Here is a 1,045-nt window from a genome sequence, read left to right as displayed (position 1 = left end):
GACGTGCTGGTAGGGGCCGTAGTTGTTGGAGCAGTTGGAGATCGTGGCGCGCACGCCGAAGGAGCGCACCCAGGCGCGCACGAGGAGGTCGCTGGCGGCCTTGGTCGAGGAGTAGGGGCTGGAGGGGTTGTAGGGGGTGTGCTCGGTGAAGCGCGCGGGGTCCTCGAGCTCGAGGTCGCCGTACACCTCGTCCGTCGAGATGTGGTGGTACCGCACGTCGTGAGCGCGCACCGCCTGCAGGAGCGCGAAGGTGCCGATGACGTTCGTCGCGAGGAAGGGCGTCGGGTCGTGCAGGGAGTTGTCGTTGTGCGACTCCGCGGCGAAATGGACCACCAGATCCGCGTCGGCGACCAGCCGGTCCACCAGCTCGGCGTCGGCGACGTCGCCCTCGACCAGCCGCACTCGGTCGGCGACGGGGGCGAGGGAGTCGCGGCTGCCCGCGTAGGTGAGCTTGTCGAGCACGGTGATCCGCGCGTCGGGACGCTCGCGCAGGGTGAGGTGGACGAAGTTGCTGCCGATGAAGCCGGCACCGCCGGTGACGAGGATCCGCACGGGTTCTCCTGGAGGTCGGGAAGGTCGGGGGAGGCCGGGCTCAGCGGCCCGCGTTCACGCCTTCGAGGCTGAGCAGGCGGTGGAGGTAGGCGCCGTATCCGCTCTTGACCAGCGGTGCGGCGAGCTCGGCGAGGCGGGCGTCGTCGATCCAGGAGTTGCGCCAGGCGATCTCCTCGATGCAGCCGATCTTGAATCCCTGCCTCTGCTCGATCACGCGCACGAACTCGGTCGCCTCGATCATGGAATCGAAGGTCCCGGTGTCGAGCCAGGCCGTTCCCCGGTCGAGGACCTGAACGTTCAGCCGCCCCGCCTCGAGGTAGCGCTCGTTGATCGTCGAGATCTCGAGCTCGCCGCGGGCCGAGGGCGTGATCGTCTTCGCGATCGCCACGACGTCGTTGTCGTAGAAGTAGAGGCCGGGCACGGCGTAGTTGCTCCGCGGCTGCTCGGGCTTCTCCTCGATGGAGACGGCTCGGAAGTGCTCGTCGAACTCGAC

Annotated in this window: 2 protein-coding genes; both read right to left on the bottom strand. The window is 68.5% G+C overall.

Features of this window, described 5'->3' with window-relative positions:
• Positions 1-552: dTDP-glucose 4,6-dehydratase (locus tag C5C82_RS17105; protein ID WP_146086036.1), on the bottom strand; the 552-nt coding region annotated here is incomplete at its 3' end.
• Between the two features lie 40 nt (positions 553-592).
• A partial coding sequence (locus C5C82_RS17100) for a sugar phosphate nucleotidyltransferase (RefSeq protein WP_258066175.1) occupies positions 593-1,045 on the bottom strand: 453 nt, incomplete at its 5' end.

The organism is Rathayibacter sp. AY1D5 (assembly GCF_002932515.1).
Lineage (GTDB): Bacteria > Actinomycetota > Actinomycetes > Actinomycetales > Microbacteriaceae > Rathayibacter.
The sequence above is the reverse complement of the archived record's forward strand: the minus strand, read 5'-3'. Positions and strand labels throughout refer to the sequence as shown.